Annotated in this window: 28 protein-coding genes, 1 tRNA gene and 3 pseudogenes; 16 read left to right on the forward strand and 16 right to left on the reverse strand. The window is 65.6% G+C overall.

Going from position 1 to position 25,973, the window contains the following annotated elements:
* Positions 1-30 precede the first annotated feature (30 nt).
* Together ACESMO_RS04995 and ACESMO_RS05000 are read left to right on the forward strand one after the other, a co-directional pair.
* Positions 31-534, forward strand: a complete 504-nt coding sequence (locus ACESMO_RS04995) for a YbjN domain-containing protein (protein ID WP_372707102.1) — start codon at positions 31-33, stop codon at positions 532-534.
* A gap of 5 nt (positions 535-539) precedes the next feature.
* Positions 540-1,361 (forward strand): pyrroline-5-carboxylate reductase family protein, encoded by an 822-nt coding sequence (locus tag ACESMO_RS05000; RefSeq protein ID WP_372707077.1) that lies wholly within the window; start codon positions 540-542, stop codon positions 1,359-1,361.
* Here the strand turns inward: ACESMO_RS05000 and ACESMO_RS05005 are convergent.
* The 3 genes from ACESMO_RS05005 to ACESMO_RS05015 all read right to left on the reverse strand — a co-directional run bounded on the left by ACESMO_RS05005 (position 1,358) and on the right by ACESMO_RS05015 (position 4,136).
* Positions 1,358-1,849 carry a hypothetical protein gene (locus ACESMO_RS05005; protein ID WP_372707078.1) on the reverse strand — a complete coding sequence of 164 codons (492 nt, stop codon included), beginning with the start codon at positions 1,847-1,849 and terminating at the stop codon, positions 1,358-1,360. The two genes, ACESMO_RS05000 and ACESMO_RS05005, sit on opposite strands and share 4 nt — an antisense overlap.
* Positions 1,850-1,924: 75 nt before the next feature.
* Positions 1,925-3,268: an ATP-binding protein gene (locus tag ACESMO_RS05010; protein ID WP_372707079.1), complete on the reverse strand. Its 1,344-nt coding sequence runs from the start codon at positions 3,266-3,268 to the stop codon at positions 1,925-1,927.
* A 136-nt stretch (positions 3,269-3,404) separates the two neighbouring features.
* A complete protein-coding gene (locus tag ACESMO_RS05015; RefSeq protein ID WP_372707080.1) occupies positions 3,405-4,136 on the reverse strand; it encodes a response regulator in 732 nt (243 codons plus the stop codon).
* A gap of 88 nt (positions 4,137-4,224) precedes the next feature.
* On the opposite strand from ACESMO_RS05015, the gene ACESMO_RS05020 reads away from it, so the two are divergent.
* Entirely contained in the window at positions 4,225-5,100 is an 876-nt protein-coding gene (locus tag ACESMO_RS05020) for a branched-chain amino acid aminotransferase (protein ID WP_372707081.1), read from the forward strand.
* 53 nt (positions 5,101-5,153) lie between these two features.
* Here the strand turns inward: ACESMO_RS05020 and ACESMO_RS05025 are convergent, their stop codons facing one another.
* On the reverse strand, positions 5,154-5,786 hold the full coding sequence (locus ACESMO_RS05025) for an NrsF family protein (protein ID WP_372707082.1): 633 nt from the start codon (positions 5,784-5,786) through the stop codon (positions 5,154-5,156).
* Complete coding sequence (locus ACESMO_RS05030; RefSeq protein ID WP_372707083.1) at positions 5,776-6,285, reverse strand: sigma-70 family RNA polymerase sigma factor; 510 nt, start codon at positions 6,283-6,285, stop codon at positions 5,776-5,778. Before ACESMO_RS05030 ends, ACESMO_RS05025 begins: the two co-directional genes overlap by 11 nt.
* Positions 6,286-6,481: 196 nt before the next feature.
* On the opposite strand from ACESMO_RS05030, the gene ACESMO_RS05035 reads away from it, so the two are divergent.
* From ACESMO_RS05035 to ACESMO_RS05060, 6 genes are read left to right on the forward strand one after another with little or no spacing between them, the layout of a single operon-like run.
* The gene (locus ACESMO_RS05035) at positions 6,482-6,763 is read left to right on the forward strand and encodes a DUF2282 domain-containing protein (protein WP_372707084.1); all 282 of its coding nucleotides are present in this window, start codon (positions 6,482-6,484) and stop codon (positions 6,761-6,763) included.
* Positions 6,764-6,766: 3 nt separating this feature from the next.
* The gene (locus ACESMO_RS05040; RefSeq protein WP_372707085.1) at positions 6,767-7,618 is read left to right on the forward strand and encodes a DUF692 domain-containing protein; all 852 of its coding nucleotides are present in this window, start codon (positions 6,767-6,769) and stop codon (positions 7,616-7,618) included.
* Positions 7,615-8,403, forward strand: a complete 789-nt coding sequence (locus ACESMO_RS05045; RefSeq protein WP_372707086.1) for a putative DNA-binding domain-containing protein — start codon at positions 7,615-7,617, stop codon at positions 8,401-8,403. Before ACESMO_RS05040 ends, ACESMO_RS05045 begins: the two co-directional genes overlap by 4 nt.
* Positions 8,400-8,843 (forward strand): DoxX family protein, encoded by a 444-nt coding sequence (locus ACESMO_RS05050; RefSeq protein WP_372707087.1) that lies wholly within the window; start codon positions 8,400-8,402, stop codon positions 8,841-8,843. Before ACESMO_RS05045 ends, ACESMO_RS05050 begins: the two co-directional genes overlap by 4 nt.
* A 60-nt stretch (positions 8,844-8,903) precedes the next feature.
* Positions 8,904-10,175 carry a NupC/NupG family nucleoside CNT transporter gene (locus ACESMO_RS05055; RefSeq protein ID WP_372707088.1) on the forward strand — a complete coding sequence of 424 codons (1,272 nt, stop codon included), beginning with the start codon at positions 8,904-8,906 and terminating at the stop codon, positions 10,173-10,175.
* A 29-nt stretch (positions 10,176-10,204) separates the two neighbouring features.
* Complete coding sequence (locus tag ACESMO_RS05060; protein ID WP_372707103.1) at positions 10,205-10,825, forward strand: glutathione S-transferase family protein; 621 nt, start codon at positions 10,205-10,207, stop codon at positions 10,823-10,825.
* Positions 10,826-10,883: 58 nt separating this feature from the next.
* Here ACESMO_RS05060 and ACESMO_RS05065 read toward each other — a convergent pair whose 3' ends face one another.
* Complete coding sequence (locus tag ACESMO_RS05065; protein ID WP_372707089.1) at positions 10,884-11,021, reverse strand: hypothetical protein; 138 nt, start codon at positions 11,019-11,021, stop codon at positions 10,884-10,886.
* Between the two features lie 480 nt (positions 11,022-11,501).
* On the opposite strand from ACESMO_RS05065, the gene ACESMO_RS05070 reads away from it, so the two are divergent.
* The 4 genes from ACESMO_RS05070 (at position 11,502) to ACESMO_RS05085 (ending at position 16,439) form a co-directional block, all read left to right on the forward strand.
* Positions 11,502-11,675, forward strand: a complete 174-nt coding sequence (locus ACESMO_RS05070) for a hypothetical protein (RefSeq protein WP_372707090.1) — start codon at positions 11,502-11,504, stop codon at positions 11,673-11,675.
* 65 nt (positions 11,676-11,740) lie between these two features.
* A complete protein-coding gene (locus tag ACESMO_RS05075; protein WP_372707091.1) occupies positions 11,741-14,074 on the forward strand; it encodes a heavy metal translocating P-type ATPase in 2,334 nt (777 codons plus the stop codon).
* A gap of 381 nt (positions 14,075-14,455) precedes the next feature.
* Positions 14,456-14,971 carry a cyclic nucleotide-binding/CBS domain-containing protein gene (locus tag ACESMO_RS05080; protein ID WP_372707092.1) on the forward strand — a complete coding sequence of 172 codons (516 nt, stop codon included), beginning with the start codon at positions 14,456-14,458 and terminating at the stop codon, positions 14,969-14,971.
* Between the two features lie 175 nt (positions 14,972-15,146).
* Entirely contained in the window at positions 15,147-16,439 is a 1,293-nt protein-coding gene (locus ACESMO_RS05085; protein WP_372707093.1) for a DUF3422 family protein, read from the forward strand.
* A gap of 975 nt (positions 16,440-17,414) precedes the next feature.
* On the opposite strand, the pseudogene ACESMO_RS05090 reads toward ACESMO_RS05085, so the two are convergent.
* From ACESMO_RS05090 to ACESMO_RS05130, 9 genes and pseudogenes are all read right to left on the reverse strand, one after another.
* Positions 17,415-18,026, reverse strand: a pseudogene (locus tag ACESMO_RS05090) (IS6 family transposase); the annotation flags it as partial.
* A 272-nt stretch (positions 18,027-18,298) separates the two neighbouring features.
* Positions 18,299-18,388 (reverse strand) — tRNA-Ser (locus tag ACESMO_RS05095).
* Between the two features lie 84 nt (positions 18,389-18,472).
* Positions 18,473-19,411 carry an NAD regulator gene (locus tag ACESMO_RS05100; RefSeq protein WP_372707094.1) on the reverse strand — a complete coding sequence of 313 codons (939 nt, stop codon included), beginning with the start codon at positions 19,409-19,411 and terminating at the stop codon, positions 18,473-18,475.
* Positions 19,412-19,413: 2 nt separating this feature from the next.
* Positions 19,414-20,007: a YfbR-like 5'-deoxynucleotidase gene (locus ACESMO_RS05105; protein WP_372707104.1), complete on the reverse strand. Its 594-nt coding sequence runs from the start codon at positions 20,005-20,007 to the stop codon at positions 19,414-19,416.
* Positions 20,008-20,130: 123 nt separating this feature from the next.
* On the reverse strand, positions 20,131-20,973 hold the full coding sequence (locus ACESMO_RS05110; protein ID WP_372707095.1) for a methyltransferase type 11: 843 nt from the start codon (positions 20,971-20,973) through the stop codon (positions 20,131-20,133).
* Between the two features lie 106 nt (positions 20,974-21,079).
* Positions 21,080-21,952 carry an AAA family ATPase gene (locus ACESMO_RS05115; protein WP_372707096.1) on the reverse strand — a complete coding sequence of 291 codons (873 nt, stop codon included), beginning with the start codon at positions 21,950-21,952 and terminating at the stop codon, positions 21,080-21,082.
* Positions 21,953-22,031: 79 nt separating this feature from the next.
* Positions 22,032-22,244, reverse strand: a complete 213-nt coding sequence (locus tag ACESMO_RS05120; protein WP_372707097.1) for a hypothetical protein — start codon at positions 22,242-22,244, stop codon at positions 22,032-22,034.
* Between the two features lie 11 nt (positions 22,245-22,255).
* Entirely contained in the window at positions 22,256-22,702 is a 447-nt protein-coding gene (locus ACESMO_RS05125) for a hypothetical protein (RefSeq protein ID WP_372707098.1), read from the reverse strand.
* Between the two features lie 35 nt (positions 22,703-22,737).
* On the reverse strand, positions 22,738-24,543 hold the full coding sequence (locus ACESMO_RS05130; RefSeq protein ID WP_372707099.1) for a tetratricopeptide repeat protein: 1,806 nt from the start codon (positions 24,541-24,543) through the stop codon (positions 22,738-22,740).
* A gap of 130 nt (positions 24,544-24,673) precedes the next feature.
* On the opposite strand from ACESMO_RS05130, the gene flbT reads away from it, so the two are divergent.
* The 3 genes and pseudogenes from flbT to ACESMO_RS05145 form a co-directional block, all read left to right on the forward strand.
* Positions 24,674-25,096 carry a flagellar biosynthesis repressor FlbT gene (flbT, locus tag ACESMO_RS05135; protein WP_372707100.1) on the forward strand — a complete coding sequence of 141 codons (423 nt, stop codon included), beginning with the start codon at positions 24,674-24,676 and terminating at the stop codon, positions 25,094-25,096.
* Positions 25,056-25,424, forward strand: coding sequence for a flagellar biosynthesis regulator FlaF (flaF, locus tag ACESMO_RS05140; protein WP_372707101.1), 369 nt, complete (start codon positions 25,056-25,058; stop codon positions 25,422-25,424). Before flbT ends, flaF begins: the two co-directional genes overlap by 41 nt.
* A gap of 179 nt (positions 25,425-25,603) precedes the next feature.
* A pseudogene (locus ACESMO_RS05145) lies at positions 25,604-25,848 on the forward strand (flagellin); the annotation flags it as partial.
* A gap of 8 nt (positions 25,849-25,856) precedes the next feature.
* Here ACESMO_RS05145 and ACESMO_RS05150 read toward each other — a convergent pair.
* Positions 25,857-25,973 (reverse strand): annotated as a pseudogene (locus tag ACESMO_RS05150) (IS5/IS1182 family transposase); the annotation flags it as partial.

Here is a 25,973-nt window from a genome sequence, read left to right on the forward strand (position 1 = left end):
AGGGCGTGAGTCGCGCCCGGAGATGACTTGATGGACGCCGTCCGGCCCGAAGAAACCGATGTCCCGCACGATCCGCTGGACGTCGTCGAACATGTGCTCGTGGCCGAGAACCTGCCGTTCGACCGCACCGACGACGGCGATCTGGCCTTTGCACTGGCCGGCGACTGGAAGGACTATGAGCTGTGGTTCGCCTGGCGTCCGGAAGGCGACTGCCTGCAGTTGTGCTGTGCCCTCGATCTGCAGGCGTCCAAGTCCAAGCGCGCCGCCGCCTATGAACTGGTCGGCCTGATCAATCAGCGCACCTGGATGGGCCATTTCGAAGTCTGGGCCGAGGACGGCGAGATCGTCTTCCGCCATTCGCTGGCCCTGCCCATGGGCGAGCGCCCGACGCTGGCCCAGGCCGCGTCGATGATCGACGCGGCGGTTGAGGCGGCGGATCGATATTATCCGGCCTTCGACTTCATGATCCGCGGGTCGAAGAAGCCGCAGGAGGCGATCGACGCCTGCCTGTTCGAGACCGTCGGCACGGCCTGACGGCCATGGCCTCCCAGCGCGAACCCAGACCCGTTGTCCTGGTGGGCTGCGGTCGGCTGGGTTCGGCCATTCTCGAAGGTTGGTTGGCGACGGGGACGGTCGCGCCGTCGGCTTTGGTCATCCTTACCCCATCGCAAAAGCCCGCCGCCCAAGCGGCGCTGGCGCTTGGCGCGCGGGTTAATCCGCCGACCGTGGCGTTGGCGCGGGCGACAACGCTGGTGCTGGCCGTGAAACCCGCGATGTGGCGGGCGGCCATTGAGCCCTTGGCGGAGGCGTTAGCCCCCGATGCCGTCGTCGTGTCCGTCATGGCCGGGGTGAAGGCGGGGGACATCGCGTTGGCCATCGGCCGACGGGTGGCGCGGGTCATGCCGACGACCGGGGTGGCTCAGGCGCGAGGCGTTGCGGCGATCTGGAGCGACGTCGATGTGGCGCGCGAGGTCGCTGCGGGACTGTTCCGGCCCATAGCGGAACTGGTGGACCTCGCTGACGAGGGTCTGATGGACGCGGCGACCGCGACGGCGGGGTCGGCGCCGGCCTTTATCCTGGCCTTTACGCAGGCCCTGGCGCGGGCGGGGGTAGCTCAGGGGCTGGATGCCGACGCTGCCATCCGGCTGGTCGGAGGCGCGCTAAGGTCGGCGGCCGCTGGGCTGGAGGCGGGTGAGACCATCGAGGCGCTGATCGCACGGATCGCTTCGCCGGGGGGAACGACCAGCGCGGGCCTGCACGCCATGACGACTTCGGGCGACCTTGATCGCGTCGCAGCCGCCGCTATCGACGCGGCCGTGGCCCGGGCAAGGACGCTCTATCCCGGGACCACACATCTCTAGCGGCGGACGTAACGTCCGTCGGCAAGATTGACGGCCAGCCGGCGATAGGCGCGGTCGGCGTCCTGCCAGGTGTTGAAGCCGCGCACATTATCAATGCTGGACGAATACCAGTCGTACCGGACAGGCCTCACCGCGCCGTCCGCAGTGGTGATCTGACCTTCGATGGTCGCGCCGCCGATGGATATGCTGCGGATTCCATCGAGACCGGGTCGGTCGACCAGTTGCTGGAAGGTGGGACGGTTAGGCTTCAAGTCAGTCAGGATCAGGTCGATCCGGGCCCCGTCCAGGGCTCCTCGTTTCGCCAGGGTGCGCGCCACGATCTGCGCCAGACGGTCGGTCTGTTCGGTCACGTCACGCCGGCCCAGCGTCTCGACCCGATCCTGAAGATCAGGGCCGAGGGTGACGGTGACGGCGGCGGGCTCGGCCAGGGCCGGAGCGGCGACCGCCAATGCGGCGGCGAGCGGAGCAAAGAAGGCGAGGCTGCGCATGGGTTCCTCCATTGGGGTCGGACCCAAAGATGCTCCAGCCCGCCAAGCTTGGCCAGAGCTCGCGCGCAAATGTGATCAGCCGGGCAGGCGGATCAGGGCTCGCAGGCCACCCATGTCGCTGCGCTCCAGGGTGATGTCGCCGCCGTGACCGCGCGCCACGTCGCGGGCGATGGCCAGCCCCAGGCCGACGCCTTTGTGGTTCTGGTTCCGCGAGGCGTCGAGGCGGGAGAAGGGGCTGAACGCCTCCTCGTGCATGTCATCGGGAATGCCGGGGCCGTCATCCTCGACGACCAGTTCCAATCCGCCCGAGGGCAGGGTCCGGCCGGACAGGCGAATGCGCTCGCCATGAGCGGCGGCGTTGCCGGCCAGATTGGTCAGGGCGCGCTTGAAGGCCATCGGACGTAAGGAGGCGGTCAGGCCCGCCGGAACGGACACCTCGACCTCGGCACCGGCGCGCCGGGCGTCCTCGCCGGCGGCGGCCAGAAGGTCCGGGATGGAGACGTCCTGCGCCGCCTCGCCGGCCTCGCCCCGGGCGAAGGCGAGATATTCGTCGATCATTTGCTCCATCTCGTCCATGTCGCTCTGCATCGCCTTGGCCCGTTTGAACGGCGGGGCCAGGGCCAGCTCAAGGCGGAGGCGGGTCAGGGGCGTGCGCAGGTCGTGGCTGACGGAGGCCAGCAGGGCCGTGCGCTGGTCGATATGGCGCTGGATACGGTCGCGCATGTCCATGAAGGCGCGAGCGGCGGCACGGACCTCGCGCGCGCCGGACGGCTTGAAGCGCTCGCGCGGTTCGCCTCGCCCGAAGGCCTCGGCCGCGTCGGCCAGACGCTCGATGGCGCGGACCTGGTTGCGGATGAACAGGATGGCGACGCCCATCAGCAGGACGGTCGCGATCAGCAGCCACAGCACGAAAATATGAGCCTGGGTGGCTACGGCGCGCTCGCGCGGGGCGATGATGCGCAGCACGCCCTGCGGCTGCTGGACACGAATGTCGACGTAGGCAGGATAGCGGATGGTGTCGAACCAGAACGGCTGGTCCAGTCGAGCGGCGAGGGCCTTCTCCAGGGTGCGATCGACGACGCCGACCGGGCCGCGCCGGCGCTCCCCAGGCAGGGTCGCTTCCTCCTGGAGCGCCACGGACAGGGACATGGTACGTTCGGCGCGGCCTGAAATGACCATCAGGTTCTCGGCCGTAGGCTCGTCGCGCCAGCTCTCGGCTACCCAGGCGATGTCGCCGGCCAGGCCGTCGGACAGGCGGGCGGTCACCGTCTGCCAGTGCATGTCGAAAAAGGCCCACGTCACCGCCACCTGCATGACCAGAACGGGCAAGACGATGATCAGCAGCGATCGGCCCCACAGCGAGGTCGGCAGGCGCCGCTTCAGCACCCGGGCCCAGACGCCGGCGGGAAGCAGTCTCATGGTCGTCCTCGCCCAACGGAGGAGGGGGACCATCCGAAGGATGGTGGAGGGGGCAGGATCGGGAAACGGTGCCTGGGGCGGGGCCCCTCCACCGCTTCGCGGTCCCCCTCCCCCGTGGGGGGAGGACAGTGATCCATCAATCCGGAGCCAGCATATAGCCGACGCCGCGCACCGTCTGGAGGTAACGCGGATTCTTGGGGTCCGCCTCCAGCTTGCGACGCAGTCGCGTGACCTGCACGTCAACCGCCCGGCCGGTGATGTCGGCGGTGTCGGGCGACAGGCTCATGCGTTCGACCGCTGAGTGGGCGTGGATGGCCAAGGTCTTCAGAAGCTGCGCCTCGGCCTCGGTCAGGCGCTGCATCTTGCCGTCGCGCATCAGCTCCAGCCGTTCCATGTCAAACACTGCCGGCCCCAGCTTGATCTCGCGCGGCGTCAGGGGTTTGCCGCCGGTTCGCCTGAGGATCGCATCGACCCGCAGCGCCAGCTCGCGAGGGTCAAACGGCTTGGACATATAGTCGTCGGCGCCGCGCGACAGGCCCTCGATCCGGTCGTCGGGATCGCCTCGCGCGGTCAGCAGCAGGACCGGCGTCTTCGACGTCTCGGCCCTGCCCCGGACCCAGGTGGTCAGGTCGAAGCCGCTCTCGCCTGGCATCATGACGTCCAGAACGACCAGGTCGAACTCGATCAGCTCCATCATCCGCTTCGCCGCCGCGGCGTGGGCGGCCCCGGTGACGCGATAGCCTTCGCGGGCCAGAAATTCCTTCAGCAACTCGCGGATGCGGTCGTCGTCATCGACGACCAGCAGATGGCGGCCCGCGCCGGGTCCGGCGATCGGACCAGAGCGTCCATGGGGTCGAGCGTCGCTCATCGCGATGCAGCCCTCGACGCGCCCCGGGCGTTGACCTGAGCGGTTCCGGCGGGTCTAACCCGGAGAGCTTTGCGGGAGACGTTCTTCAATGGCCTTCGTTCCTTTCGACGATCGTGATGGCTGGATCTGGATGGACGGCGATTTCGTGCCCTGGAGGGAAGCGAAAACGCACGTTCTGACCCATGCCCTTCATTACGGATCGTCGGTGTTCGAGGGTGAGCGTATGTACAGCGGCGAAATCTTCAAGCTGACCCCGCATAGCGAACGCCTGAAGCGCTCTGCAAACCTGCTCGATTTCGACCTTCCGTACAGCGTGGCCGAGATCGACGCCGCCTGCAAGGCGACCTGCGAGAAGATGGGGCTGTCCGACTGTTATGTCCGCCCGCTCGCCTATCTCGGACCGGAACAGGTCAGCGTCTCGGCCGCCAACAACAAGACCCATGTGGCCATAGCCGTATGGGAATGGCCGAGCTATTTCGACGCCGAGACCAAGGCGAAGGGCATCCGTCTGGAGTGGGCCAAATGGCGCCGCCCCGACCCGATGACCGCCCCCTCGTCGGCCAAGGCCGCGGGCCTCTACATGATCTGCACCATGTCCAAGACCGCGGCGGAAAAGCGCGGCTATGCCGACGCCATGATGCTGGACTGGCGCGGCTATGTCGCCGAGGCCACCGGGGCCAATGTCTTCTTCGTCCAGGACGGCGTGCTGCACACCCCGCCGGTCGACGCCATCCTGGACGGCATCACCCGGCAGACCGTCATCGAGATGGCTGCGGCCAAGGGCATCGAGGTGGTCGTGCGCCACATCCGCCCCGAGGAACTGTCCACCTTCAGCGAATGCTTCGTCACCGGCACCGCCGCCGAGGTGACGCCGGTGAGCGAGATCGGCGAATACCGATTCACCCCCGGCGCCCTCAGCCTCGGCCTGATGGAAGACTACGGGCGGCTGGTGCGGCGGCTTTAAGCCGTCGCGACGGATTCAGGGCTGAAGCGCGGCTTTTGCGGACGCCTTTCGACCTACCAGCGAAGAGCGAAGCGTCCGATGACGGCTCCGAGTGCGGCGGCGGCGACCATGCCAAGAGTGTACCAGGTGGCCACGAAGGCAGCCGTGGCCTCGGGACAGTACAGGCCATAGGCGGTTGCGGCGACGGCACCAGTCAACAGGCCCGTAGCGGCACCGGCCTGCAAAGGACGGGTGGGGGCTAGCCGGCGAGCGGCGAGAAAGGTCAGCGGGGCGGTGAAGGCCGAAACCTTGAGGATGTTGATGGCGCAGACCTTCCAGTTGAAGCCCAGCCAGTCGTCGACCCGCGCCTCAGGCGGCAGGAGGAGCAACTCGATCGCGCCGATCAGGCCCGCCAGGCCCACAATAGCCAACACAGACCATCCAGCCATTCCTATGGACGCGCCGGGCCGTCCGAGCCGGGTTACCAGCCAGAGAGAGGCAATGGCGAGCGCGCCGGTATAGATGGCCTTGGCCCAGAAGGTCGGACCCTGGACGACCTCGGCCAGATCCGGCCGGATGCCGAACATCAGTACCACCACCGTAACGGCGACGGCCAGCGCCCCGCCGACCATCCAGGGTGAAAGGCGCGCTGGCTTCACCGGCTGAATGCCAGCGGCGAGGGCTTCGATCAGATCATCAGTCTTCATGGTTTTGTACGCTGGCGGACAGCGTCTTCATGCTGCGGTGAACGCTCACCTTGGCGGCCCCTTCGGTAAATCCATTGCGCGCGGCGGCTTCGGCCACGCTGAAGCCGCCGATGCGGACATCCTCGACGAGGCGGCGCTGGCGGTTCGGCAGGATGGCCAGAACCCGGGTCAGGTCGCGGCGAACGACGCCGTCCTCGACCGTATGTTCGGCCAGAAGGACGAAGGAGTCCTCCAGCGGAACCGTGCCGCGCCGGCCCTGACGACGCAGATGGTCGATCAGCTTGTAACGCGCGATCGCATAGGCCCAGGCCGTGAACGGCATGGATCGATCAAAGGTCGCCCGTTTGGCGTGAATGGCGATCAGACAGTTCTGCACAAGATCCTCGGCATCGGCTTCGCAACCGATCAGCCGCCGCTTGAAAAAGGCGGCCATGGCCGGCCGGATATCGGACAGCAGGGCACGCCAGGCCTTGGAGTCGCCGTCCAGGCCAAGCAACATCAGACGCTTTAGATGAGCTTCCCGTTCGACCACGTTGTCTCGTCATACGCTCCCGCCGCCTCAAGCGTTACATCATCGGGCATGAAAGGCGCGGCGCAAATTTCCGAAGCGTCGCCGGTAACCCGGTCGACTTCGGCGACGAACTCCCTCCTGTCCGACCGGCACTCCGACCGGTCAATCTCAGGAGACCACCCTCATGAACACTCCCACAAAGATCGTAATCGGCGCCGGTGCCTTGCTGGCCATCGGTGCCTCCGCCGCGATGGCCCAGCCGCAGGCGCGTCCTGAAATGGACAAATGCTACGGCGTCTCCAAGGCTGGCCAGAATGACTGCGCCGCCGGACCCGGCACCTCGTGCGCCGGTACCTCGACCCGCGACTGGCAGGGCAATGCCTGGAAGCTGGTCGCCAAGGGCACCTGCGCTACCATCCGCACGCCTGCGGGCAATGGCTCGCTGACGCCGATCCCGGGCCGCTGAGTCTTGGCTTTCGCCCCGACCGCCGGATTGAGTCTGAAGCCCCGGCACTATGCCGAGGCCGAGGCATGTCCCGTGGTCGGTGCTCAGGCCGGCCTGTGGTTTGAGGTCCACCCCGAAAACTACATGGCCGAAGGCGGGCCACGATTGCATTGGCTGGAGCGAATCCGGCGGGCACGGCCGCTGTCCCTGCACGGCGTCGGCCTGTCGCTGGCGGGAGACGAGCGGCCGGATCGTGCCCATCTGGCGCGGTTCCGGGCGCTGATCGACCGGTTTGAACCCTTCGTCGTCTCCGAACACCTGGCCTGGTCGCGGCGCGGCGGCGTCTATCATCCCGACCTGCTGCCCATCCCGCGTAACGACGAGATGCTGGCGCTGGTCTGTGACCATATCGATGAGGCCCAGAGCGCGCTGGGCCGAAGACTCCTGATCGAGAACCCGGCCGCCTACCTGGCCCTGACCGGCCACGACTGGGACGAGGTCGATTTCCTTGCCGAGGTTGCACGGCGAACCGGATGCGGTCTGCTGATCGACGTCAACAATGTCCATGTCAGCGCCTCGAACATGGGCTTTTCCGCCGAGACCTGGATCGATGCGGTCCCGGCCGAGCTGGTCGGCGAAATCCATCTGGCCGGCCATACGCCGGACCCCGTCTGGGGCGAGCGACTGCTGATCGACAGCCATGACACACCCGTGTCCGAGGCCGTCTGGGCCCTGCACGCGCGGCTGACGGACCGGATCGGCAACCGCCCGACCCTGATCGAGCGCGACGGCGCGATTCCCGAATTCGCTGTCCTGCTGGCCGAACAGGCCCGCGCCGCTCAGGCGCTGGCTGCCGCAACGAGGCTTGCCGCATGACCGCCTTTCACGCCGTCTTCGCCGACGCGCTCGACGGTCGTCCGGACGCGCTGTGGTCCGAGATGGCGGATGACGACCGATCGCGGGCGGCGCTGGACGTTTATCGCAACACCACGGTCAAGGCGCGGATTGACGCCCTTCAGGCCAACTATCCGACCGTGGCCGAGTTGACCGGCGATGAATGGTTTCGCGCCGCCGCCCACGCCTTCACGGATACGGCGCCCGGAGACGATCCGGCCATGGCAGCGTTTGGCGAGGGTTTTCCCGCTTGGCTGGAGCGGTTCGCGCCGGCCCAGAGCCTGCCCTACCTCGCGCCGGTCGCTCGACTGGACCGGGCCTGGACCGAGGCCCACCTGGCTCCAGACGCCACGCCGCTGACGTCGGATCAGGCGGCGGAGCTCGGTCTGGCGCTGGCGGGCGTGGTCCTGCGCCTGCATCCGTCGCTTCGCCTGTTCCGTTTCGACTGGTCGGCACCCTCGCTCTGGTTGGCGCATCGCTATCCAGAGCTGGACGGCAGTCTCGAGTGGCTGCCCGCAGCCGAAGGGCTGATCATCTGGCGACCCGGACTGGAGGTGCGGGCCCGTCGCATCTCCCCGGCGGAATACGCTTTCCTGCAGGCTTGCCGGCTGGGCCGACCGCTGGCCGTCGCCGCAGCCGCTGCCCAAGGTCCCGCCCAAGGCTCCGCCCCGTCCGGCCGTGTTGGGCGCTCGGACAACTCATCCCTCTTCGCCGATCTGATCCAGGCCGGCGTCTTCGCCCCGGTTGTTCCAGGACCCACACCATGATCTCCGCTGCCGAAAATCCCATCGCCCGCATCCACGACCGGATCACCGCCCTCGTCCCGGAGTCCGCGATCGCCCTGCTGATGCGGATCGGCATCGCGGTTCCGTTCTTCCTCTCGGGCCGCACCAAGGTCGATGGCCTGCTGACGCTCAAGGACTCGACCTTCTACCTCTTCGCCGAGGAATACCGCGTCCCCCTGCTGTCGTCGGACCTTGCGGCCTATGCTGCGACATACGCCGAGCACGGCTTGCCGATCCTGATCGTGCTGGGCTTGTTGACCCGGCCCGCCGCCATCGGCCTTCTGGTCATGACGGCGGTGATTCAGTTGTTCGTCGTGCCCGCCGGGTGGCCCACCCATCTGCTGTGGCTGGCGCCGCTGGTGTATCTGATCGCGCGCGGACCCGGAGCCTGGAGCGCCGACCGACTGCTCAAGCTCGACTGACGCCGCTTGCGCTGATTCACCGTCTCCGGCAGCAAAGGGGGCGATGCGGGGGAGTCGGCCATGTTCAGTGTTCTGAACCTACAAAGCCTGTTGGGCCTCGTCGTCATCGTCGGGGCCTGCTGGGCCCTGTCCGAGAACCGGCGGGCGTTTCCCTGGCGGCTGACACTGGGCGCGGTCGCGGTGCAGGCGGCGCTGGTGCTGGCGCTGTTCGCCATCCCTGGGTCCCAGGTCGTGCTAGCGGCCATCACGGGAGCCGTCGACGGTCTGGCGGTCGCCACCAACCGCGGGACGCAGTTCGTGTTCGGCTATCTGGCGGGCGGGGACCAACCCTATGTCATCGGCAACGAGGGCGCGCTGTTCACCTTCGCCTTTCAGGTCCTGCCGCTGATCCTGGTGATCTCGGCACTTTCGGCCCTGTTGTGGCACTGGAAGATATTGAAGTGGATCACCCACGGCTTTGGCTTCCTGTTCCAGCGGACCATGGGACTGGGCGGAGCCTCGGCCCTGGCCGTGGCGGCCAACATCTTTCTGGGCATGATCGAAAGCCCGATCGTGATCCGCGCCTATCTCGACAAACTGACCCGGTCCGAGCTGTTTCTGATGATGGTGGTCGGTCTGGCCACGGTCGCGGGGTCCACCATGGTGGCCTATGCAGCAATCCTTCAGGCGGTCCTGCCCAATGCGGCGGGCCATGTGCTGGTCGCCTCCATCGTGTCGGCACCGGCGGGTGTGCTGCTGGCCAGGATCATGATTCCCGAGACGCCGGGGCAGGGCGGCGCGGTCGCTGACTATGACTCCGCGCTGAAATACGACAGCGCCGTCGACGCCATCGTCAGGGGTACGGCGGACGGCCTGATGGTAGTGCTGAACATCTCGGCGGTGCTGATCGTGTTCGTGGCGCTGGTGGCACTGGTCAATGTGATGATGGGCGGCCTGTGGCTGTTCGACGGGCCGGTGACGGTCGAGCGGCTGCTGGGCTGGCTGTTCATGCCGCTGGCCTGGTTGATGGGGGTGGAGTGGTCCGAGGCGGGCAAGGCCGGCTGGCTGCTGGGGGTCAAGTTGACCCTCACCGAGTTCGTTGCCTTCATCGAACTGGGCAAGGTGCCCGCCGGCGAGATGAGTGAGCGGACGCGCATCCTGATGACCTATGCATTGTGCGGCTTCGCCAACATCGGCTCGGTCGGGATCACGGTGACCGGGCTTTCGGTCCTGATGCCTGAACGGCGCGAAGAGGTGCTGGGTATGGTGTGGAAGGGGTTGTTCGCCGGCTTTCTGGCGACGGTGATGACCGCCTGCGTCGTCGGTGCCTTGCCGGGCATCATCTTCCGCTGATAGCGTTGCGATAGGAAACGGAGATGAAGATGCAGCTCTACACGTCACACCGCGCGCCCAATCCCCGCCGGGTCCGCTGGGTGATGGCCGAGAAGGGCATCGCCGACGTCGAGGTGGTCGAGGTCGACATCATGCTCGGCGAGCACAAGACGGCTGAATACCGCACGCGCGTCGGCGTGCCCCACTTGCCCGCGCTGTCGCTGGATGACGGCACGACCATCTCGGAATCGATCGCCATCTGTCGCTATCTGGAGGCCCTCTATCCGGAACCGAATCTGTTTGGCCACGATGCGCGCGAACAGGCCATCGTCGAGATGTGGACGCGGCGCTGCGAATTCTATCTGGCCAATCCGATCATGCTGAGCGTGCGCCATTCGCATCCGGCGCTGGCCGCGCTGGAGCCAACCCAGATGCCGCAACTGGCCGACTACAACCGGGTCGCGGCCGAGAAATTCATGAAGACGCTGGACCGGCATCTGGCCGACCACGACTTCATCGCCCTGGACCGCTTCACCATCGCCGACGTCGTGGCGGTGGTCGGTCTGGACTTCGCGCGGCTGATCAAATACCGGCCACCGGAGGAATTCGGCAACCTGGCGCGCTGGCTGGAGGCGTGCAGAGCGCGTCCGGCAGCGACCGCGGGCGCCTAGTAAGGAAGTTAAAACGACTGGCCCCTGTCGGAGCGGGCCGTGGCGAACAAGCCAGCCTTCAAGTTGAGTAGCGCCCAGCCTCGAAAAAGGCCAGAAGCGCGCCCGCCGTGTCATTGGCCCCGAAGATCGCTCCGGTCAGGGCAAGAGTGCCGACCGGGGTGCGGCTTCGAACGGTTGCCTCCACGCCGCTCAGCATCACCTGTTCGGTAATCCAGCTGTTGATCGCGGAGGGGGTGATGGTGTCGTTCCTCCTTCGGGGTAGGATCTGAAGTCTGCAACTCCAGCTTCCTCGGCCTGGACCGGATGGGCAACCTATTGAGAGCTCACACCTAGCGCTTTCTCACCCGTAACGCCCCGTCCACGACACCTTCAACACCCGGCGTCATCCGATCAGCGGAACCACCCCTCGCCGCTTTCGCGCCGACGCGGCGACCGCGTTGTCGGCCGCCGTTGACTGAAGCAGGGTGGGGACGGGTGGCTTCGACCTGGCGAAACTACCCTGACAGGGCTGCTCTCGGTTTACACCATCGTGATCGCAGGCGTCCTGACGGTCCTTTTTGATCTCAGCCGCACCGCCTCACGCGGCGCATAATTTTGCCCGGTGGTGGATAACATCACTCACTGAGGCGTTCACCGATGTCTCCGCCACAACATCGGGGCGCGAGGGTGGGTTCTGTTGAGGGCGATTGCCCTCGACGCCGTGGCTCTCGTGGCCTTCGTGTTCAACAAATGGAAGTCCGATCCCATGATCGTCGTCCTTGGTCTGGCCGGCATGACGTCGGCACTCCTGTTCGAGTGTTTCTTTCTGGCACGCAGTTCCGGCGGCGCAGGTGTTCGCGATCACCATTGAACAGAGCCTGAGAATCCAGTCGCCGGGGCCCGGGCCGCGACCAGAATGATGAAGGCAGGCAGAAGATGGAACACGATCATCAGCACGCGAAGCCCGTCGTTCCGGAGGGGGCCAAGACCGCAAAGGACCCGGTCTGCGGGATGACGGTCGCGGTCGGGCCCGAGACCCGCCACGCGGAGTTCCAGGACAAGACGTTCCATTTCTGCTCCGAGAAATGCCAGACGAAGTTCAAGGCGGATTACTGGTTCTACGCCTCGGGCCGCGCCGCCGGGCAAACGAAGTCCGCCCCCGCTAACGTCCAGTACACCTGCCCGATGCACCCCGAGATTGTTCGGGACGCGCCGGGGCCCTGTCCGATCTGCGGCATGGCCCTGGAGCCGATGCTGCCCTCGGACGAGCCCAGCCATGAACTGACCGATTTCACGCATCGTATGTGGATTTCTGCGGCGGCGGCGGTTCCGCTGATCGTGCTGACCATGGGGCCGATGGTGGGCCTGCCCGTGCGCGACTGGATCGGCCATCAGGCGGCAAGCTATGTGGAGTTCGCGCTGGCGACCCCGATCATCCTGTGGGCGGCGCTGCCATTCTTCCGCCGGGGATGGGACTCGCTCGTAAACCGATCGCCCAACATGTGGACGCTGATTTCGCTCGGCGTGGCGGCGGCCTATCTCTATTCGATCGTGGCGACTTTCCTGCCGGGCCTCTTCCCCGAAGTCTACCGGATGGGCCACGGCGTCGGCACCTATTTCGAGGCGGCGGTGGTGATCGTGGCCCTGGTTTTTGTCGGCCAGGTGCTGGAGCTGCGGGCGCGGGAGCGCACCGGTGACGCTATCCGGGCGCTGCTCGACCTCGCGCCGAAAACTGCGCGGCGCATCCTGCCGGATGGGACGGAATACGACGCGCCACTGGAAAACATCATGGAGGGCGACCGGTTGCGGGTGCGCCCCGGTGACGCGGTGCCGGTCGATGGCGTGGTGATCGAGGGGCGGTCTTCGCTGGACGAAAGCATGCTGACCGGCGAGTCCATGCCGGTCGAAAAGGGTCCGGGCGATGCGGTAACCGGGGCCACGATCAACAAGAACGGCAGTCTGGTGATGGCGGCGGGCAAGGTCGGCGCCGATACGGTGCTGGCGCAGATCGTGGCCATGGTGTCGAACGCGCGACGGTCGCGGGCGCCGATCCAGGGCCTGGCCGACCGGGTGTCAGCGGTGTTCGTGCCGACCGTGGTCGGGGTGGCGATCTTCGCTTTCATCATGTGGATGATCTTCGGGCCTGAACCCGCGCTGGTCTTTGCCATCGCCTCGGCCGTCTCGGTGCTGATCATCGCCTGCCCTTGCGCGCTGGGCCTCGCCACGCCGATCTCCATCACCACGGCCGCCGGACGCGGGGCGCAGGCGGGGGTGTTGATCAAGGATGCCGAGGCGCTGGAACGCATGGCGGGCGTCGATACGCTGATCGTCGACAAGACGGGCACATTGACCATGGGCAGGCCAAAGCTGACCGACACCCTGGCGCTTGGCGACGTTACCGAAGCCGACATTCTTTCCCTGGCCGCCGCGCTCGAACGCGGCTCGGAACATCCTCTCGCCGAAGCCATCGTTGAAGGTGCCGAGGCGCAAGGCGCGGCCTGGCAGGAGGCGGCGGATTTCGAGGCGGTCACCGGCAAGGGCGTGCGCGGAACGATCAGCGGACGCGCGGTCGCGCTCGGCAACACCGCGATGATGCAGGAGATGGGCCTGGACACGACTCAGGCCGAGGCAAGGGCCGACGTCCTGCGCGGCGAAGGAAAGACGGCGATGTTCGTCGCCGTCGACGGGGTCCTCGCGGGCATTGTCGCAGTGGCCGATCCCATCAAGGACAGTACGGCGCAGGCGATCCGCGAACTGCACGCGCAAGGGCTGCGCGTCATCATGGCGACCGGCGACAATGAACGCACCGCCCAGGCCGTGGCGGGGAAACTGGGTATCGACGAGGTGCGTGCGGGCGTCCTGCCGGAAGACAAGAAGACGCTGATCGACCAGTTGCGCAAGGAAGGCCACAAGATCGCCATGGCCGGCGACGGGGTGAATGACGCCCCCGCACTGGCCGCGGCCGATGTCGGTATCGCCATGGGCACCGGCGCCGATGTCGCGATGGAGAGCGCGGGGATCACCCTGCTGGGCGGCGACCTGATGGGCATCGTGCGGGCAAGGAAACTGGCCCGCGCCACACTGCGCAACATCAAGCAGAACCTGTTTTTCGCCTTCGCCTACAATGCGCTTGGCGTCCCGATCGCGGCCGGGCTGCTCTATCCTGTCACCGGGCTGCTGCTGTCGCCGATGATCGCGGCGGCGGCGATGAGTTTGTCTTCGGTCTCGGTCATCACCAACGCCTTACGCCTCAGGCGCGTTGATCTGTGAGAACGGTGCCATCAGTCGACTTGCGGGTGGTGCGGCTTCGACAGACCGACGCGACGTCGCCGGTCTCCGCCAATCCGTTGATGTTTGCTGGTTTCCCGTTGACGAGACGCCAACGGGAAACAATTTGACGTGACCCCCGTTTCTCATCCCGGATTAACCAAGGGCGTTGGGTGATGCGAGCCGTGATTTTTGTGTCACAAGAGGCTGGCCCGCACAGCCATCGGCCCGCGCGGCAGGCCGCCGGTCTGCCCGGTGACGAAGCGATATGGGCGGTGATGCGTCAATTTGACCCCGATCCAATTACAGGAGACTGCGCGACCTTGATCCGTCGTGTGTGCCGCTGGGTCGTCCCGACCAAGATGCCGCGAGAGGGACGTCGTCGTGAAGATCAAGGACAGGCCGGAGTTCCGGAGTAAAGCGCCCGTTCTGACGTTTGGGCCTGATGCCCTCGTCGCCGATGCCGTTGCCGTCATGAGCGAGAAGAATTACGGGGCGGCCGTTATCGTTGGTCCGGACCGCAAACCCTTGGGGATCGTGACAGAGCGCGATTTCATGAGACGTCTTCTCAACAAGCGCATGAACCCGGACAAGACGACCCTCTCCCAGATCATGACCACAGAGCTGAAGGTGGCCCGGGCCGATGACGACCTCCTGGACTGGCTTCGTCTCATGTCCAACGAGAGATTCCGCCACCTTCCGGTCGTCGACGACGAGGGCATCGTCATCAGTATGATGAGCCAGGGCGACTTCGTGAGCTACACTTGGCCGGAGTTGCTGGGAAGACTGGGGGAGCAGGCCAAGGCCACTTTCGATGTGAGCCCCTCGCTGGTCCTGATGATCGCCGGTATCGCTGTCTTCGCAGCATCAGTCGTCACAATCTTTAGCCAGCTCCGCTGATCCAGGGTTCTGCCGGGACGTGGTTGGCAGGACGGGCCCTCAAACCCGGCACATTGGCCACTGACCTGCTCCTGACGTCATCGCCTGAAACGCCCTTGTCAGCGCAAACCGTTCGGTCAGTGAGCGATGGCCTCCTGTCGTTAGGTCCAAGCGCAGTATTTTTTGGAGTATCGGCATGACGGACACCGCGACCGGTGCGAACACCCGTTGGCGCTATCATCCTCAGCGCGACGCGCTGCTGTCCGAAGCCCACGCCCGCCCGTTCACACCGATGGTGGGGCCGGCGCTGGTGGCACGCATCGCGACCCTGTCCGGTCAGGATGGCGAGACCGCCGATCGACAACATATGGCATCCTTGTGCCGTCGCGTCGGACAGCCCGAACCCGGGCCGACGTCGCGGTGGTGCGCCCTCGACGCGGGTGGCTGGCGGCTGCGCTGGGAGCGCCATACAGAGCTATCGACCTGGACTTTTTTCCGCGCGCCCAGCGGGACAGCTCCCTTCGTCGAGACCGCGCTCGGCATGGTACCCGAGGACTGGCTTTCAAGCCTGCCGGGAGAAGTGCTGGTCGCGACCCGCCTGGAGGTCTGGCCCGAGGTCGACGAGCGCGCCGCCGCCGCCCTGTTCGGGCTGGAAGTGGTCGGCGCGCGGCTGGCCGACGGCTCGGCCATCGCCCTGACGGACTTCCGCACCGACGCCCAGGGCATGACCCGCTACCTGATGCTGGCTCATGCCGGCGACGCGGCCCTGACCGGGCGTCTGGTCCAGAGTCTGCTTGAAATCGAGACCTATCGCCTGCTTGCCCTTCTGGCATTTCCGGTCGCCGGACAGACGGGCAAGGAACTGAGCGCTATCGAGGCGACGGCGGCCGAACTGGCCCACAAACTGACCGAGGACGCGGACCCGCAGGCGGACCGTCTGCTGCTGGATCGCCTCTCTGCGCTGGCCGGAGAAACCGAAGCCCTGATCGGACGGACCAGCTTTCGCTTCGATGCGGCGGCCGCCTATCACGGCATCGTCCGCGAGCGGATCGAGATGCTGCGCGAGCACCATATCAAGGGCCTGCTGACGCTCGGCGAATTCATGCAGCGCAGGCTCGACCCGGCCATGCGAACCTGCGACGCCGTGGCCGAACGCCAGCGGGCCACCATCGGCCGGATCGCCCGGATGGCCCAGATGCTGAACACCCGCGTGGAGGTGGCGGCGGAGGCCACCAGCGCCGCATTGCTGGCCTCCATGGACCGCCGGGCGGGAACCTCTTTAAAGCTGCAAAGGGCGGTGGAGGGATTGTCGACCGTGGCTATCGCCTATTATGCGGCGGCTCTGCTGGGCTTTCCGCTGAAGGCGGTGGAGCATGTGTGGCACCGGTTCGACGCGACGCTGGCCCAGGGAATCGTCGCGCCGGTACTCGCCGTGACGGTCTGGCTCGGCCTGTCGGCTTGGCGCAAGGGACTGGAAAAAGAACTCTGATGCAGAGTTCGAGTGCCGGGAGTGGCGGCGTTCCGGGGGCCGCCGCGCAGCGGCTAAAGTCGAGATTGCCATGGATAAAAGCGGTGGCGGTGCTGGCAGTCTAGCGCCAGCTTGTCTCCGGTTTGGGCCGAATGGCCGGGAGGCGTGCTGCATCCGATCAGTTTCAAGCGCCACCGGTTCTTGGGAGCCGTGATCTGGCAGGATGTAAGCCGGGAAGGGCAGGGCGTTTTTCGACCCGAGCGTGTCAACCTGTCAGCACCTGCGCGAGCGCCGGACGGATGGGCGGGAGGAGATCCTTTCTGAATTCACGTTAGGCAAAGCAGAATCCTGTCGGGTAGCCGCATCGAAGAGTCAGCAAGACAATATGATAAACTTGCAACAATAGCGCGGCCACAGGGAGAGCCATCAGCAATATCCGCACCCGCCGCGACATTCTCCCGCGCACGACTGTAGTCAGCACTATTATTTGAACAGCAATAAGTAGGATGAACGGCAGCCGATAAAACGAATAAAGCAACTCTGATGGCATGACGAGGGGCAAAACAGGCAGTACGTACATGGCCAATATTGCCGATTTACCCGCCGCTTTCATTGCTAGCACCGTCCATAATGGTCTTCGTGAACGCCGGCTCCGCCTTCGTGATTTAAGCCGGAGAGGGTCGTATAGTTGCAAGCGCGCCGATCTAACCAGTAATGGCCGCCAAAAGCGTTCCAAAAGCCGGCAAGATAATCGCTCCGCCCGCCTTAATGTAGCGCTTCATGTATCATGATGCGGGCGATCTCGGATGGGTATTTGAAAAGACATGATTATGGTGGCCCACCTTGGACACCGATTCACAGAGAAAGACTTGGAAATTTAGACAATCGCGCGTGTAGCGCATTGATCTGAAACGGGAAATGAGAGCGCATGGCGGTGGTGTCAGTCCAACGACAACTTGTCTCCAGCAGGCGAGGGTGGGGCAGGGGGCGTGATCCTCAGCCGGCGAGCGTCTTCCACTCGGCAAATGCGGCCGATCGTCGGGCTTTGAAATCGTCTCGGTTGATGAGGTGGCGGTCCTGGTTGAAGTGGTTGTGGAAGGCGGCGTGGACGGAGCTGAACTTCTGCAAAGTCTTCATTTGCCGGAAGCGCAGCATGGCCCGCTCTCGTCGTCGAAACGGCAGGTGTGAGTTCTCACATCGGTTGTTGGCCCAGCGACCGACGACCTGTTTTTCAGCATTGCCGAGGACGTTCATGGCCGCCCGATATGAGCGCAATTCGTCCGTGACGATTGCCTTGGGAGACCCGTGGCGCTTCATGGCCTTCTTGATGAATTTGAGGGCGGCCGCCTTGTCCCTGGTCCGTGTGACAAACGATTCCAGCACCTCGCCCTCGTGATCGACGGCCCGCCAGAGGTAGCGCATCTCGCCGTTTGTCCGGACGTAGACCTCGTCCAGATGCCAGCGCCAGTGGGTGTAGGCGCGCATGTGATCGACCCGCTTCCTGCGGATCTCCGCGGCGAACATCGGACCGAACCGGTTCCACCACAGGCGGACGGTTTCGTGGCAAATGTCGATACCGCGCTCGGCCAGAAGGTCCTCTACGTTCCGGAGCGAGAGCGGTTACTTCACGTACATGAGAACGACGAGACAGATCACCTCGGGCGAGCTGTCAAACCAGCGGAACGGGTTGGTGGATTTGGCCATGTCGAGAGGCTAGGCGCGAGGACCGCGACCGGCAATCAGTTTGGGCTGACAGAGCCTTTGCGGCCGTTAAACGCCCGCTATGTCTGGCGATTGCACCACTTTGCGCCCTGCAAGAGTCGAGTTTGCGGGGCGGGAGGTGTTGTCCGTTTATTGTGGAGAAACAGTGACTTAGGCGGTGGCGGAGAGGGTGGGATTCGAACCCACGGTACCCGTAAAGGCACGCCGCATTTCGAGTGCGGTACATTCGACCACTCTGCCACCTCTCCGCGGGGCCGAAGTCGCTTGGTCGAGCGAGGGGCCTCTCTAATGACAGGCGCGGCGCGCCGCAAGCCGCGTGGCGGAAAAATCGGTCAGCGCAGGCCCGGCAGGGGAAGTCCCAGCGCCTCGCCGGCGGACAGGTCGCCGTCGATGACCCGGAACAGCTCGGCCGGGCGGCCCCCGGTGGCGGAGGACATACGGCCGGTTGGCTGGACCAGGCCAGTGCGTTCGACGCCTCGACGAAAATTCTGCTTGTGCAGCGACAGACCCGCGACCGCTTCAGCTGCGGCCTGAAGCCCTGACAGGGTGAAGGTCTCGGGCATCAGGTCGAACAGGACCGGACGGTACTTCAGCTTGTTGCGCAGACGTCCCAGTCCGGTGGCGAGGATGCGGCGGTGATCCGAGGCCATGGGTCGGCCGGGGGCACCGGCGGGAGCGGCGCGGTCCTGGTCCCGCGCGGCCTCGGCGACCAGACCGGCCTCATAGAGCAGTTCATAGCGGTCCAGCACCTGGCCCTCGTTCCAGCGGTGGGCGGGCGTGGTGGCGAACAGGGTCTCAACCCGGGCCTGACGTCGGGGGTCGGCTTCAGCCCAGGCGGTCAGGTCGGCGATCAGGGGCGTGACGCAGGCGGGAGCACCTTCGCGGCGGTCTTCCCACGGAAAGATTTCCAGCGCCGGGGTCCAGCGGGCCTCGGCCTGGGGGGCATCCGCGGCGTCGGCGGTGAGGGCCAGATAGCCGACCGAGACCTCGCGGCGGCGTTCGGGTCCGGGGGTGGCCCGGGGGCTGGCGCGGCCGAGATCGCCGAAGGTGTAGAGCTGTTCTACGAAACCGAGACGGAAACCGGTCTGGGCGGTGACGAAGTCGCGCAGCGCCCGTTCGAAGGTGCGATCGCGGTCCGGATCGAAGGGGCCGAACGGCAGGGCGGCGGCGTCTTCGCCCGTCGTGGTCAGGACGCAGGCCTTGCGGTCGCGCAGGGCGATAACGACCGCCGACAGACCGATGCGCACGCCCTGTTCCGACGGCCCAGCCATGGTTACTCCGTGTCCCAGGCGTCAGTCGCCGGGACCAGACCGACGGCTTCGGCAAGGACCCGATAACGCTCGAGATAGCGCTGCTGGGCCAGAGGAGCGGACAGGGGGGCGATGGTCAGGTCGTAGCCGGCCGGCGGCACGCCGAACAGGCCCAGCGACTCCGGCCGGGTGAAGCCGGCCAGCTGGGTGGCCTCGAAAAAGGCGCAGGCGCGGTCGGCCTTCTTGATCAGCGTCTTGATCGCGACGGGCGTTTTGGGCGGCAGGCCGAAACGGAGGTGGATGGCCCCTTCGAGACGGGCCTCGAAATCCTTGTAGTTGACGCCCAGAGCGGACTTGAACGGTGAGATCATGTCGCCGATCACATATTCCGAGGCGTCATGCAGCAGGGCCGCGAGTCGCCATTTCGGCTCAAGGTCGGGCTTGATATGGGCCGCGATTTCCTCGACCACGCAGGAATGCTGGGCGACAGAAAAGGCGTGTTGGCCGATCGTCTGGCCGTTCCAGCGGGCGACCCGAGCCAGGCCGTGGGCAATGTCCTCGATCTCGATGTCTAAAGGCGACGGGTCGAGCAGGTCGAGACGGCGGCCCGACAGCATGCGCTGCCATGCGCGCGGCGCTTTCGCGGATGCGGTTCGGGTTGTGACGGCCAAGGCGTTTTCCTGTTCGCGTGGCCCGGTCTGGTGGACCATGCGCGCCGCGGGATCAAGGGCGGTGGAGGCCTATTCGCCCACGTTCAGCGTCACCAGGTCCTTGGCGTCCTCGAAGACGCTTCCGCGGTCGCGATCCCTGGAGCGGACGGTGGCGACGACGATGGGTCCGCGGGCGGGTCCGCGCGCCTCATAGCCGACCAAGCGCCATCCCTCGGCAGAGGGGCGGTTATCGGTCAGGATCCAGCTGGCCCGGGTGGCGTCGCCTCCGGCGCGGGTGCGGATTTCGGCCGAGTCCTGATGGGCCTGGACGCTGACCTCGTCACCACCGTGGGCGCCCCGGATATCGACCGTGCCCTCGGTATCGTTGGCATCGATGTGGAAGCCGCCGATGCGCACGCTGGACTGGTCGCCCCTGGTTTCGATCCGCAAGCCGGGCAGGCGAACGGACGCATCGTCTTCCTTGGTCTGAATGTCGACGCCCGGGCCGCGCACCGAGGCCGTCTCGCCCGCCGTCGCCGTGGCAGAAGCGGTCGCTTCGCTGGTCGAGGGTTCAGATCGGAATGAGGCTTTCAGTTGCGCCACGGCCTCGGGCAGTGACTGTGACAGCCGTCCTTCAAACCCCTTGAGGGCTTCGGCCGGTGCCGCGCCATCCAGCGTTACGAGATGCAGGCTGACTTCCGCGCCTCGCGGACCGGAATAGGTGCAGATTGTGCCCTCGGCCGAGGCCGCGCCCTTGCGGGTCAGCGAACCCACAGTCTGCGGGCACTGCAGGGTCTCCACGACCTTGAGTACGCCGCTGGAGTCCGGATGCTCGGTCCGGGTCGAGCTGATACGCACTGTTTTCTCGTCGCAAGCCCCGGCCGAGGCCGCGACGGCGCAGAGGGCGGCAACCAGAAAGGGACGAAACGTCATCGTCTTGTATCCTTGACCTGTCTTCATCCTGCGCGCCCCCCGGCGGGAATCCAGTGAAATCGCGGTAACTGACGTGACGAAACCTGTCCTTGACTCGGGCGAACGGTTAAACGCCCGGCCGCGATATTTCCCTTCGGCCCAGGAAGGCCAGCCGTTCGAACAGATGGACGTCTTGCTCGTTCTTGAGCAGCGCCCCGTGAAGCGGAGGGATCAGCTTGTGCGGAGAGGTCTCGCGCAGCGTGGCCGGATCGACGTCATCCACCAATAGAAGCTTGAGCCAGTCCAGAAGTTCCGACGTGGACGGTTTCTTCTTCAGCCCCGGCGTGTCGCGGATCTCATAGAAGGTTTTCAGCGCCTCGGACACCAGTCGCGGCTTGATGCCCGGGAAATGGACGTCGACGATGGCTTTCATCGTCTCGTCGTCGGGGAAGCTGATGTAATGGAAGAAGCACCGGCGCAGAAAGGCGTCCGGTAGCTCTTTCTCATTGTTCGAGGTGATGACCACGATCGGCCGCACGGCGGCGCGGATCGTCTCTCCGGTTTCCTGGACGAAGAACTCCATCCGGTCGAGCTCCTGGAGCAGGTCGTTGGGAAACTCGATGTCGGCCTTGTCGATCTCGTCGATCAGCAGGACGGGTCGATTCGGGGCGGTGAAGGCCTCCCACAGCTTGCCGGGCTTCAGGTAGTTGCGGACGTCATGGACCCGTTCCTCGCCCAGTTGACTGTCTCGCAGCCGCGAGACGGCGTCGTATTCGTACAGACCGTTGTGGGCCTTGGTCGTCGACTTGATGTGCCAGGTGATTAGCGCCGCGTTCATGGCCCGGGCGATCTCATAGGCCAGCACGGTCTTGCCGGTGCCGGGCTCGCCCTTGATCAACAGCGGGCGTTCCAGAGCGACGGCGGCGTTGACCGCGATCTTCAGGTCGTCGGTGGCGATGTAGTTCGAGGTGCCCTCGAACCGGTCGGCGGGTCGCGACATGATCGGCTCCGGTCGGTGTCCAACCCCGGTTAGCGAAGCCGGGCCGGGTCAGCAACGATCAAGTCGCGGATGGAGCGGATCAGATGATGCGCATCACCGAGACAGGGTCGCTGGCGGGGAAGGTTTCCTCGAGGCCCTGGTCGATCAGGGCCTCCTGGCGGTCTTCGGCCTGGCGGTCCTTTTCGCACAGCTGGTCCGGCTCGCCAGTCTCGCGTTCGGCGCCGCGTGCGTGCCGCGTGTCGTCGGCGGGCGTTTGCTGATGGTCGGGATGGCCCTTGGGCGTCGAGTTCATGGGAACGTCTTTCAGGTGGCTGGATGATCTTCGGCCTCGTCAGGGCCGTAACCCAGGCCGGCGATGTCGTCGTCGGAGAGGCGTTTGGCCTCCCAGTGGGCGGCGCTGGCCTGGGCACCGCGCGCGTTTTCCAACAGGCCCGAGTAGATCAGCTCGACCTCATCGGTTCCGCGACCGCCGGCGCTTTCCGCATCGATCTCATTGAGCCGCTCGGGATCAAGCCCCAGCAGGGCGTCGGCCTCCGCCTCGATGCCCGACGCGCCTTGGACCTCGCCGAGATCGTCAGGCTCGTCCTCGTCGAAGTCCTCCTGGTCGGCGTCGCCCTCGGCCTGGGTCACGTCCAGCACGGGATCGGCCTCGTCTAGCAGGAAGTCACCGTCGCCCTCGTCGTCGAGATGGGTTTCGTCGAAGGTTTCGGACTGGTCCTGGTCGTCGGCCGTATTGTAGATGTTGGGCATGATGGCCTCCCTGTCGGGAGATCAACGCCGCGCGATCAGGCGGCGTTCCCGCGCGCCCGCTCGGTCACCCAGCCGTCGAGAGCGGCGCCGACGCGCGCCATCGCGCCCTCCCACTCGCCGAATCCCTCGATCGGGAAAATACGCGTCGAGGGGTAGCAGGGAAACCGGTCGGTGCCGAAACGTTGCCAGTCATCGGGCGTGCTGAAAGCCCACCACGGCACGCCGCAGGCCGCGCCAATGTTCACGGTCGCATTCGGTGGGCCGACCATCAGGTCCAAGGCGCAGGTCAGAGCCGCCAGATCGTCGAGATCGTCCTTCAGATCGATGCCCGGCGGGGTCCACAGAGAGATTCCGTTGGCCTTCGCCGTCTCGATCTCAGCCGCGACGTCGCCGTACTGCAGGTTCACGAACACCGCCCCCGGCGTCGTCAGCACCGGCCGCCAAAGGTCGAAAGGCGCGAAATACCGAAGACGCATCCCCTCCAGCCGCAGACTCTTCCAAACCACGCCGATCTTGGGACCGGCCCCGGCGAGAGCCAGCTCGCCCCGCCAATGGGCAACGCGGTCCGGGTCGGGACCCAGATAGCAGCCGGTGGCCGGAAAGGCGTCGGGCGTACGACGGAACCGGCGGAAAAGACTGGCTATCGGCGTCCAGGCGTCCGGGGGCGGCGCCCCCTCCGGCCGGTCCGCAACGCGGGTCAGGCGGCCTTCGATACGCGCGGTGCGGTGCGGAACGACGGTCGCGCCCGGAAAGCTACGTCGCATCAGGGGGACGAGGCGATGTTCCACCGCCAGGGTCATGTAGCCGTCCGGCCCGAGCGCCGCGATCAGGTCCGGCAGCACATTGGCGAACAGCACCTCGTCTCCAAGCCCTTGCTCGCCAATCACCAGCAGGTGCCGGCCCGCAAGTTCGGCACCCTGCTCCAGCCGCAGGCAGTCGGTGACGAAACGCACTGAATTCTCGAGGTGGGGCGACAGTCGCGCCTCGTAGTTCTCGAAGCCATCCTCGAGCTGGCCGACGAACATCTGCGTCATCGACTTGGCCATGCGCATGGTTTCGATCTCAATCGGTTCGTCGACCTGTGACATCGCGGCGTCGATGTCGATCAACGATTCGTGGACCTCCCCCAGCGCCATCCTGACATTGGCCCGGTTATACAGCGCCTTGCTGAAACCTGAATCCAGCCGCAGGGCCTCGTCGAAGAATACCAGTGACTGGACCATGTCGCCCCGGTCGCTCAACACGGAGCCGAGCGTGTTCCACAGCATGGGCTCGTCCGGCGTCAGCGCCAGCAGAGCCTTCAGGGTTTCGATGGCGTCGCCGTAGCGCCCTTGGTCGCGCTGAACGCAGGCCAGGTTGTTGGTCGATTCGAGATTGCCGGGATGCTTCGCCAGGTGTTTGAGGAACAGCTTGTCGGCGATTTCCAGATAGCCCAGCCTCTGCGCCAAACGGCCCAGATCGGCGGCGATGGCGGACTCGTCCGGCAGCAGTTTGAGGGCGGCCTCGTAGGCTGCGATGGCCTGGGCGGCGTCGCCGGCCTTGTCTCGGGCGATCGCCAGGATGTGCCAGGCCAGACCGTTGGTCTCGTCCACCTGCAGGGCGTCCAAAGCGCACTGGGCGGCGGAGAGGTAATCGCGCTTTTCGATGGCGGCGACTGCCGCCTTCATCAACACGATCGCTTTATGCAGCTTCTTCGCCCCCTGCGATCGGCGATGCGACTGGGCGAGGCTTCGCTTTAGCCGGCTCAGCGCCGCCGATGAGGCCGCATCGCCGGCCGGTCCGTCGGGCTTGAGCTCCAGGGGTTGCGCCGCTCCGACCGGCGCGGGCGAATGGGCGAGCATGGCGAACTCCGTGACTGGACCCCTCTGTCTCCCAAGCCTCCACAATGAATGGTTAACCACGTTTGTTTAACCTGCCTTTGTTCCCAGCTTCCTAACGTCGAGCCGGGCCTGTCAGGAGACGCTTCCCCCAATGCCGCTCAAGCTGTCGCTAAAGCCAGGCGAGAAGTTCGTGTTGAACGGAGCGGTCGTCCAGAACGGCGACCGTCGCGGCGTACTTATTCTCCAGAACAAGGCCAGCGTGCTTCGCGAGAAGGACATCCTTCAGCCGGAGGACGCCGACTCGCCAGCCAAACGCATCTATTTCCCGGTCATGATGATGTATCTGGACGAGAGCGCTGCCCCCAAGGTCTATGACGAATTCGCCATGCGACTGTCGGAGTTCATGGGTGCCACGCGCAATCCGGTCGTCTTGGCCGATTGCGTGGCGGCGTCTCGGTACGTGATGGCGCGCGAATACTACAAGGCCCTGATGGCGGCTCGCAAACTTGTTGATTACGAGGAAGGTCTGGCGAATGTCGCTTCAGGCGTACAAGACCGCGGCCACCCGGGCTGAAAACCCGCGTGAGATGGAGTACCGGCTTTTCGGGCAGGTTACCCGGGCGCTGTTGCATGCTTCCACCGTCGATCCGACGGATATCGCCACGCGGATCGACGCGCTGGACTGGAACCGCCGTCTCTGGTCGGCGCTGGCCACCGACTGCGCCAATCCGGACAACGCCATGGACAAGGCGCTGCGCGCCCGGATCATCTCGATCAGCCTGTTCGTCAGCAAGCATTCGTCGGTGGTCATGCGCGGCGACGATGATTTCGAAGCGCTGATCGACATTAACCGCATGATCATGCAGGGCCTTGCCGGGCCGAGCGGCCAGCAAGCGGCCTGAACCGCCGCGCCCTGCCGAAAAGGCGGGTCAAAACTGCCGGGCGGCAAGGCTCGATGGCCTGGTCTTTAGATAAAACAACGACATGGACAGGCCCGTTCCTTGCGTGAGCGTGCGCGAACCAGAACTGGTTCGGCGGCCAGAAGGCCGTTCCTCACCCGACCAGAATGGAAGGATAGCCGATGTTTTTGTCGGTCAACACCAACGTGGGCGCGCAAGTCGCGCTCCAGAACCTGAACGCGACCAACGCCCTGCTGAGCATCACGCAGAACCGGATCAACACCGGTAAAAAGTGGCCAGCGCGAAGGACAACGGGGCCATCTGGGCTATCGCCCAAGGCCAACGGGCCGACATCGGGGCGCTGAACGCGGTGAAACAGTCGCTCGACCGTGGCATCGCCGCGGTGGATGTGGCTCTAGGCTCAGGACTCATTGATCATAGCCAGAAGATCACCGTGGCGGCGATAGTGATGGCAGACATGAAGGTGTGTGCGCATCGGTCGTAGCGGGTATGGATGCGTCGCCAGTCCTTGAGCCTGCCGAACATGTTCTC

It is taken from the genome of Brevundimonas sp., assembly GCF_041688735.1.
GTDB lineage: Bacteria > Pseudomonadota > Alphaproteobacteria > Caulobacterales > Caulobacteraceae > Brevundimonas.